Raw genomic sequence first — 1,035 nt, forward strand, 5'->3', positions numbered from 1 at the left:
CGGCACCGCGGCCTCGCTGGGCCTTTCCGCGCTTGCCACCATCGGGTTCCTGGAAGGAACCGCACTGTACGCCGCTTCCTTGGCCGAACTCCACGGAATCCGCCTCACCGATCCGGACCGTGCGCGAACCATGGTCATGGCCATCATGCTCGGCGAGGAAGGCACGGCCCTGCTGGGTGCCCTGAGCGGACAATCGCTCGGCAGAGGCAAAGGAATCACCCAGGCCTGGGGCATGACCCTCACCAAGAAGCTGCCCGGCGGAGGATTCGGGGTCATTCGCGATGCCATCCAGCGCGCCTTCCTCAAGCGGCTCGTTAAGCGCCAAGGCGCGGCCTTCCTCGGCCGGGCCCTGCCTTTCGGCGTGGGGGCCGTGGTGGGCGGAGTCGGAAACCGCGTCATGGGGCGTGCCGTAGCGGCCTCGGCGAGGGAAGCATTCGGTCCCATGCCGGACTTCATTCCGGGCGAGCTGCTCCCAGCCGCCCGCCAGAACGCGCTGGAAGGCGGGAATAGTGGATCTCAACGCTGATTCGGGGGAGTCGTTCGGCTCCTGGACCATGGGGAACGACGCATCAATGTTCCGGATCGTCAGCAGCGCCAACGTCGCCTGCGGCTTCCACGCCGGGGACCCGGTGACCATGCTGGACAGCTGCCGTGCCGCCTTCGAGCTCGACGTCCGGGTGGGCGCCCACGTGGGCTACCGGGACCTGCACGGCTTCGGGCGCCGATCGATGGACATGTCCTTCGATGAGCTCTTCGGCGACGTCCTCTACCAGCTCGGTGCCCTCGACGGCATGGCCCACGCGGTGGGCGCCTCCGTGGACTACGTCAAACCCCACGGTGCCCTGTACAACAGGATCGTCAACGATGTCGAGCAGGCCGAAGCAGTAGTGGCTGCGATTCACGCCTACGATCCCGGGCTACCCGTCCTTGGCCTGCCGGGCTCGGCGCTGCTGCGCCTCGCCGAGGAATCCGGCCACCCGGTGTTCCGCGAGGCGTTCGTGGACCGCGGCTACATGCCGGACGGAACGTTGGTGC

General features: G+C 67.7%; 1 protein-coding gene and 1 pseudogene. Both read left to right on the forward strand.

Translation table 11 applies throughout. The annotated features are described in order from the left end of the window. A pseudogene (locus AHiyo1_RS09665) lies at window positions 1-526 on the forward strand (hypothetical protein); the annotation flags it as partial. Further along, the coding region (locus tag AHiyo1_RS09670) for a LamB/YcsF family protein (protein WP_059388430.1) at window positions 510-1,035 on the forward strand (526 nt) is incomplete at its 3' end. The pseudogene AHiyo1_RS09665 and the gene AHiyo1_RS09670, both read left to right, overlap by 17 nt.

The sequence above is a fragment of the Arthrobacter sp. Hiyo1 genome (assembly GCF_001263615.2).
Classification (GTDB): domain Bacteria; phylum Actinomycetota; class Actinomycetes; order Actinomycetales; family Micrococcaceae; genus Arthrobacter.